The organism is Hydrogenimonas sp. (assembly GCF_029933015.1).
Classification (GTDB): Bacteria; Campylobacterota; Campylobacteria; order Campylobacterales; family Hydrogenimonadaceae; genus Hydrogenimonas.
On sequence record NZ_JAOZOZ010000074.1, the window covers coordinates 1 to 7,526 of the forward strand.

The following is a 7,526-nucleotide window of genomic DNA, read 5'->3' on the forward strand; positions in this document are numbered from 1 at the left end:
CCGAAAGCGGAGAGACTGGTCAGACAGCTGATGGAGTCGCCGACCTACCGGCTGGCCGAAGAGGACAGGGAATTTCTGCAGAGCCACGAGACACGTGGGATAAGGCTCGATCTGGACTATCTGAAGGCCGAACTGATCATGACGGAGCTCGACGTGCAGCATACGATCGTCGTCTTCGGAAGCGCGCGGATCAAGGAGCGCAAAACGGCGCTGGCGAAGTTCAAAGAGGTGGAGAAGAAGCTGGTGGCCGATCCCGACAACGTCAAACTTCTGGCACAGCTGCGGGAAGCGGAGAGAATGGTGGAGATGAGCACCTACTACGACGACGCCAGAAAGTTCGGTCGGCTGGTGGGCAACAGCGGTACCGGTCCCGAGGACAATCGGGTCATCCTGATGACGGGCGGCGGCCCGGGGATCATGGAGGCGGCCAACCGTGGCGCCTACGACGTGGGTGCCAAATCGATCGGACTCAACATCAACCTCCCCCACGAACAGTACCCCAACCCCTACATATCGCCCGACCTCTGTTTCCAGTTTCACTATTTCGCGATCCGGAAACTCCACTTCATGCTCAGGGCCCAGGCACTGGTGGCCTATCCGGGAGGGTTCGGTACGCTGGACGAGCTTTTCGAGATTCTGACGCTGGTGCAGACACGCAAAACGCCGGAGATTCCCGTGGTGCTCGTCGGGAAACGCTACTGGGAGCGCATCGTCAACTTCGAGATACTCGCCGAAGAGGGGATGATTTCCGAAGAGGATCTGGAGATTTTCGCCGTCGTCGAAAACGCCGAAGAGGCGTGGCAGCATATCATCGACTGGCATACGGATCGCAAAACGCATCTGTACCGCGTCTATACGGAAGGGGAGAAACCGCAGCATGGAAAAGTATGAAAAAACGAGAGTGGTGATTTCGGGTCTGGAGATCCCTTTCTGGGATCTGGTCTGGTTCATGGTGAAACTGGCGCTGGCGTCGATTCCGGCACTTTTCATCATCTATCTCATCTTCGCGTTTCTGGGGATGATCTTCGGCGGATTTTTCCATATGATCGCGATGCCGCCGCCTCCGCTGTGAGCGGGATGGACGGAGGAGAGGAGATAGGGAACGGTGAAGTGTGAACGGATAGGGAGAAATTTCGGAAGGAGTACGTGATGGGCAGATATGTCAAATGGTTCAGAGAGATCGGCATCGAGGATGTGGCGGAGGTCGGGGGCAAAAACGCCTCGCTGGGAGAGATGTACAGCAATCTCACCGAAGAGGGGGTGCGGGTGCCCAACGGGTTCGCCGTCACGGCGGATGCCTATCGGTATGTGCTGGAAGCGGGCGGCGCGTGGGAGAAGCTTCATGCACTGCTCGACGACCTCGACTACGACGACGTCAAAATGCTCCAGGAGCGGGGAGAGGCGTGCCGCAAAATCATCTACGAGTGCCAGATACCCGATGACCTTCAAAAGGAGATTTTGGCGGGCTACGCCGAGCTCAAAAAGGAGTATGGCGACGACGTTTCTCTGGCGGTGCGATCGAGCGCGACGGCGGAGGACAGCCCCGAAGCCTCCTTCGCCGGGCAGAACGACACCTACCTGAACATCCGGGGCGAAGAGGCGCTGCTGGACGCCTACCGGCGCTGTCTGGCCTCCAACTTCACCGACCGGTCGCTGCACTACAAGCACGACAACGGTTTTGATTGGGCGAAGGTCTATCTCTCCGTCGTCGTCATGAAGATGGTGCGCTCAGACATCGGCGCCAGCGGCGTCATGTTCAGCCTCGACACCGAGACGGGCTTTCGGGACGTGGTCTTCATCAACGGGGCGCTCGGTCTGGGCGAGAACGTCGTGCAGGGGACGATCGATCCGGATAGCTTCTATGTCCACAAGCCGACCTTCAACAAAGGGTACCGGGCCGTTTTGAAGCGGCGACTGGGGAAAAAGGAGCTCAAGATGGTCTTCACCCACGAGCTCAACACCGACAACATCGCCGTGGAGTACACGAAAAACGTCGAAACGACCGAAGAGGAGCGCGCCCATTTCTGCATCACCGATGCCGAAGTGATGACGCTGGCCGACTACGCCATCAAGGTCGAAGGCCACTACTCGAAAAAGGCGGGACGCGACAAGCCGATGGATATGGAGTGGGCCAAGGACGGGATCGACGGGCAACTCTACATGGTGCAGGCGCGGCCCGAGACGGTGCAGTCGCAGAAAAAGGGGAGCGTGCTGGAGATCTACCGGCTCAAGGAGCGGGGAGAGGTGCTCGTGACCGGCCGGGCCGTCGGCACGAAGATCGGCCGGGGAAAGGTCCATGTGATCCACAGCCTCGAAGAGCTCGACACCTTCAGACCCGGAGAGGTGCTGGTGGCGGAGACGACGACCCCCGATTGGGAGCCGGTGATGAAGATCGCCGCCGCGGTCGTGACCGAAAAAGGGGGGCGCACCTGCCACGCGGCGATCGTCAGCCGGGAGCTGGGCATCCCCGCCGTCGTCGGTGCAGACGGTGCCACGCAGACGCTAAAAGACGGCATGGAGGTGACGGTCAGCTGTGCCGAGGGAGAGACCGGGTATGTCTACAAGGGGCTTTTGGATTTCGAGATCGAGGAGATCGATCTTTCGAAACTGCCCCGGCCCAAAACCGCCATCATGATGAACCTGGGCAATCCGGATCTGGCCTTTTCGTTGGCCCATCTGCCGGTCGACGGCATCGGGCTGGCACGGATGGAGTTCATCATCAACGAGTACATCAAGGCCCACCCGATGGCGCTGAAACATCCCGAAAAGGTGGACGAGGAGACCCGAAAGGCGCTGCAGGATCTCAGCCGCGCCTACGGCAGCATGACGGAGTTTTTCGTCAAGACCCTCAGCGAAGGGGTCGCCACGATCGCCGCGACGGTCTATCCCCGCCCCTGTGTGGTCCGCATGAGCGACTTCAAGAGCAACGAATACGCCTCCCTGATGGGGGGAAAATATTTCGAGCCCGAAGAGGACAACCCGATGATCGGCTTCCGCGGCGCGGCCCGATACGCCCACCCGGCCTACGAGGAGGGGTTCGCCCTCGAGTGCGCGGCGATGAAGCGGGTGCGGGATACGATGGGATTCGACAATGTCATTTTGATGATCCCCTTCTGCCGACGGGTCGAGGAGGGGGAGAAGGTGCTGGAGACGATGGCCAGACACGGCCTGAAGCGGGGAGAGAACGGGCTGGAGATCTACGTGATGTGCGAAATCCCCAACAACGTCATCCTCATCGACGATTTCGCGAAAATCTTCGACGGTTTCAGCATCGGCTCCAACGACCTGACGCAGCTGACCCTGGGGGTCGACAGGGACAGCCAGATCGTCGCTTTCGACTACGACGAGAGGGATCCGGGCGTCATGAAGATGATCGAGACGGCGGTGGAAGGAGCCAGACGCAACGGCCGCCACAGCGGGATCTGCGGCCAGGCCCCTTCGGACTATCCTGAAGTGGCGGAGTTTTTGGTGAAGCTGGGGATCGACTCGATGAGTCTCAATCCCGACAGCGTTCTGAAAACGATCCGGGATGTGGTGGCTCTGGAGAAGAAACTGGGAAGGATCTGAGATGAAAATCGCGTTTTACGAAACCAAACCGGAAGAGAGAGAGTTTTTTTCCGAGCGGTTGGCCGGGCACGATCTGTACTTCTTCGATGGCACGATCAACGAGGAGCTCAAAGAGGAGGCCGATTTCGAGGTCGTTTCGCTCTTCGTCCATTCGCGGGTCACCGACGACGTGTTGGCGAAGCTTCCGAAACTGCGCTATCTGCAGACCCGTTCGACAGGGTACGACCACATCAAGTGCACCGCCCTGTACGAAAGGGGCCTGCTCGTCTCCAACGTGGCCGGTTACGGCGGCCCGGCGGTAGCGGAGTTCGCCTATTCCTTGCTGCTCAACGCCACCAGGCATACCTGGAAAGCGCTGCAGCGGGCCAAGGAGGGGATTTTCGAATACGAAGATCTCAAAGGGACGGAACTGTATGGAAAGCGCCTGGGGATACTGGGACTCGGTACCATCGGTTCGCGGATGGCCCATATCGCCAAAGGATTCGGAATGCAGGTTTCGGTCTGGAGCCGTACCCGGAAACCGATCGTCGACGAACTGGGGCTGGTCTTCACCACGCTCGAAAGGGTACTGGAGACGAGCGACGTGATCATGATCGCCCTGCCGCTGACGCCCGCGACGAGAAACCTCATACACAAGGAGCGGGCGAAGCTGCTCAAAGAGGATGCCGTCGTCGTCAACATCGCCCGGGGCGAAATCATCCAAAAAGAGCTCTACACGACACTTCCCAACGTCCTCTGCCTCGACGTCACGGCGGATCTGACCTGTATCGCCCGCCCCAATGTCCTCTATACGCCCCATATGGCCTACTACACCCGGGAGGCTCTGCGGCGGATCATGGAGATCTCGCTCGAAAATATCGAAGCCTATATCGAGGGCAAGCCGTTGCCCAACTGTCTGAAAATGCCCTGTGAAAAAGAGTATGGAAAAAAGGATGCATCATGATACCCTCATGGCTGCCTGCCGACGTACCGAAAGAGTGTGAAGGCCGGTTTCTGGAAAATTTCGAAAAGAGTACCGGAGGAAGCGGGCGTCTGATGCTTTTCGCCGGTGACCAGAAAGTCGAACATCTCAACGACGACTTCCATGGTGAAGATATTCCCGAGGAGGACAACGACCCGGAGCATATGTTCAAGATCGCCTCCCGGGCCGATATCGGGGTCTTCGCCACCCAGTTCGGTCTGATTTCCCGGTACGGCCGCGATTATCGTGACGTCCCCTATCTTGTGAAACTCAACTCCAAGACCAATCTCGTCCCTTACAGCGAAAAGGACCCCTACAGCCGGCAGTGGCTGGAGGTAGCAGATGTGGAGCGCCTGAAGGAGAAAGCGGGTCTGGATATCCGTGGTGTGGGGTATACGGTCTATCTGGGAGGGGGATACGAACACGCCATGCTGCGCGAAGCGGCTCAAATCGTTCTTGCAGCCCATGAACGGGGGTTGCTGGCCGTGCTGTGGATCTATCCGAAAGGGCCGTATGTAAAAGACGAGCACGACGCCCATCTCATCGCCGGAGCTGCGGGAGTGGGTGCCTGCCTCGGGGCCGATTTCGTCAAACTCAAAGTTCCCTACATCAACGGCCGGTTCGATCCGTCGTTGATGAGGGAGGCGACCGGCGCGGCCGGACGGACCGGTGTCCTTTGCGAAGGAGGAAAAAGGATCGACGAGACGGAGTTCCTGGCGCAGCTTCACGAACAGATCCATATCGGGGGGAGCCGGGGCAACGGTACGGGCAGGAACATTCACCAGCGTCCGTTGAAAGAGGCGGTCAGGATGGCCGACGCCATCTATGCCGTTACCTGCAAAAACGCTTCCGTCGAGGATGCGTTGAAAATCTTGAAAGGATGAATCATGTGGAAAATCTGGCTCGAAATGGATCCCGAAACGAAAGAGAGGGTGGCGAAAAACGCCAAAATCGCCGGGATCGTCATGATTTTGATCGGATTGGCCGGCATCGTCTTTCCCGGACTGATGTCGGTGGCCGTCGTCTTCTTCGTGGCGTGGATGATGCTTTTCGGCGGTCTGATGACGGGTTATTTCACCTGGATGAGCGACAGAAACGACTGGATGGGATGGCTCAAGACCTTCGTGCTCGTCGTGACGGCGCTGCTGCTCATCTTCAGGCCTCTGCCGGGTGTCGCCGCCGTGGGACTGCTTCTTGCGATCTACTTTCTCTTCGACGCTTTCGGCAACTTCGCGATGGCTTTTGCGATGAAGCCGGCGAAAGGGTGGTGGATGTGGCTGCTAAACGGCATTTTCTCCATCGTGCTGGCGGCCATATTTCTCGTGGGATGGCCCTTCAGTTCCCTCTATCTGGTCGGCCTTTTCGTGGGAATAAGCCTCTTTTTCGACGGGATCGTACTGCTGACACTGGGAAGCTATCTGAAGAAAGGGGAGAGTTGAGGCTCTCTACGGGGCGCTCTCAGCGCTCCTTCTCCAGGTTTTTCCTCTCTTTCCACTCCTTTTCGTACTGACACTCCTTCTCCTTGACACTGATCTTGATTTCGGTCGCTTTGAGCTTGCGGATGTTGAAGTTCAGGTTGGCGAAGTAGGTGGCCAGGATGACGGCGACTCCGGTGGGGACGATGACGTTGTAGTCGTAGGTGATCTCCAGCGCCAGGACGATCGCCGTGAGGGGAAGACGCATGACGACGCCCATGAAAACCGCGGCCCCGATGGCGGCGAAGCTGTAGGGTTCGATAGGAAAGCCGTTCATCTTCAGCACCTCCCCGTAGCCGAAACCGATCAGCGCGCCGATGCTCATCAGGGGCAGAAAAAGCCCGCCCACGGCGTTGGCGTAGATGGAGACGACGGTCGTGACGATACGCAGCAGTACCACGAACGTGATGATGATCACCGAGATATGCAGTCTGTCGTTGATGAGCGCCATGACCACTTCGTGCCCCGAAAAGACGGAAAAGGGGGCGATGGTGAGCATCGTTCCGATACTCGCTCCTCCCAGGAGTGCGAAAATGAGATTCCGCCGTTTTCCGAAACGCTGCAGCACCATATGGTTGAGAGATTGGAAGAGCCGGTTCTTCAGTGTCAGGTAGATGAAAAGAAAGAGCAGGATCACCGGGATGAAAAGCAAAGAGGCCGCGATATACTCGGCCTGGAAAACCCGTCCGACGGAGTATCGGAAAATGATCGGATCGATGAACTGGTAGGCGACTCCGAAAGCGATGATGGCTCCCAGTACGATGGGGCCGATGAGCCGCTGGACAAATTCGTAGGCGATGTTTTCGACGGCGAAGACGATGCCGGTGATGGGTGAGACGAAGACCGCCGCGATGCCGCTGCTCGCGCCGATGCTGATAATCAGCCGGACGAACCGTTCGGGAACCTTGAAGAGCTGGTTGATTTTGTAGGCGATCATCGCGCCGATGGCTGCGGAAGGCCCTTCGTTTCCGACGGAAAAGCCGCTTCCCAGGGAGAGTACCGAGGCGACGATTTTCAGAAAAAGGCCCTTGAGAGTGATGAACCGACGGTTTCCCGCCACGGCATTGGCGATTTCCGTGACGCCGTATTCACGCACACCGGGGTCCTTCTCGATGAGCCAGTTGACGAGGAGGATGGAGAGGGTCGGAACGAGATAGAGATACCACCAGGGAAGGGAGGATATGCTCTCTAAAGTGCGTCCGAAAAAGAGGATATCCGAAAGCCGGCGGGTCGCCAGCACGTAGAGGGAGATGGCCAGTCCCGTCGTGACGCCTACGGTGACGGAAAGGGTGAGAATGCGGGCGACGATGGGCATTTACGTCCCCTTTTGCGGGAAGTTACCAGGAGTTGAACCGGCTTTCATTGAGACTTTTCTCCGGAATTTCGATATTTCTCTTCGTCGCGGGGAATGACACTGCCTTTTCGGGGTTCCAGCACGAGAGGAATCTCTCCGTCGATGGACCGTATATGGATATCACGCTGAGGAAAAGGAATTTCGATGCCGTTGGCATAGAGTGTTTTGT

Annotated in this window: 7 protein-coding genes; 6 read left to right on the forward strand and 1 reads right to left on the reverse strand. The window is 58.0% G+C overall.

Annotation, left to right across the window (positions count from 1 at the left end; all coding sequences use genetic code 11):
* Nucleotides 1-15 precede the first annotated feature (15 nt).
* The 6 genes from Q1K23_RS06195 (at nt 16) to Q1K23_RS06220 (ending at nt 5,967) form a co-directional block, all read left to right on the forward strand.
* On the forward strand, nt 16-891 hold the full coding sequence (locus Q1K23_RS06195; protein WP_366522646.1) for a TIGR00730 family Rossman fold protein: 876 nt from the start codon (nt 16-18) through the stop codon (nt 889-891).
* Nucleotides 878-1,072, forward strand: coding sequence for a hypothetical protein (locus tag Q1K23_RS06200; RefSeq protein ID WP_300363276.1), 195 nt, complete (start codon nt 878-880; stop codon nt 1,070-1,072). Before Q1K23_RS06195 ends, Q1K23_RS06200 begins: the two co-directional genes overlap by 14 nt.
* A gap of 77 nt (nt 1,073-1,149) precedes the next feature.
* Nucleotides 1,150-3,567 (forward strand): phosphoenolpyruvate synthase, encoded by a 2,418-nt coding sequence (ppsA, locus tag Q1K23_RS06205; RefSeq protein WP_300363277.1) that lies wholly within the window; start codon nt 1,150-1,152, stop codon nt 3,565-3,567.
* 1 nt (nt 3,568) lies between these two features.
* The gene (locus Q1K23_RS06210; RefSeq protein WP_300363278.1) at nt 3,569-4,510 is read left to right on the forward strand and encodes an NAD(P)-dependent oxidoreductase; all 942 of its coding nucleotides are present in this window, start codon (nt 3,569-3,571) and stop codon (nt 4,508-4,510) included.
* Entirely contained in the window at nt 4,507-5,412 is a 906-nt protein-coding gene (locus Q1K23_RS06215; protein ID WP_300363279.1) for an aldolase, read from the forward strand. Before Q1K23_RS06210 ends, Q1K23_RS06215 begins: the two co-directional genes overlap by 4 nt.
* A gap of 3 nt (nt 5,413-5,415) precedes the next feature.
* Nucleotides 5,416-5,967 (forward strand): DUF308 domain-containing protein, encoded by a 552-nt coding sequence (locus Q1K23_RS06220; RefSeq protein ID WP_300363280.1) that lies wholly within the window; start codon nt 5,416-5,418, stop codon nt 5,965-5,967.
* Between the two features lie 19 nt (nt 5,968-5,986).
* Here the strand turns inward: Q1K23_RS06220 and Q1K23_RS06225 are convergent, their stop codons facing one another.
* Entirely contained in the window at nt 5,987-7,318 is a 1,332-nt protein-coding gene (locus tag Q1K23_RS06225) for a chloride channel protein (protein WP_300363281.1), read from the reverse strand.
* Nucleotides 7,319-7,526 lie beyond the last annotated feature (208 nt).

Coding starts and splice junctions, on each gene's coding strand:
- Q1K23_RS06220 (WP_300363280.1), top strand. CDS start 5,416: ATGTGGAAAATCTGGCTCGAAATGGATCCCGAAACGAAAGAGAGGGTG.
- ppsA (WP_300363277.1), top strand. CDS start 1,150: ATGGGCAGATATGTCAAATGGTTCAGAGAGATCGGCATCGAGGATGTG.
- Q1K23_RS06200 (WP_300363276.1), top strand. CDS start 878: ATGGAAAAGTATGAAAAAACGAGAGTGGTGATTTCGGGTCTGGAGATC.
- Q1K23_RS06210 (WP_300363278.1), top strand. CDS start 3,569: ATGAAAATCGCGTTTTACGAAACCAAACCGGAAGAGAGAGAGTTTTTT.
- Q1K23_RS06225 (WP_300363281.1), bottom strand. CDS start 7,318: ATGCCCATCGTCGCCCGCATTCTCACCCTTTCCGTCACCGTAGGCGTC.
- Q1K23_RS06215 (WP_300363279.1), top strand. CDS start 4,507: ATGATACCCTCATGGCTGCCTGCCGACGTACCGAAAGAGTGTGAAGGC.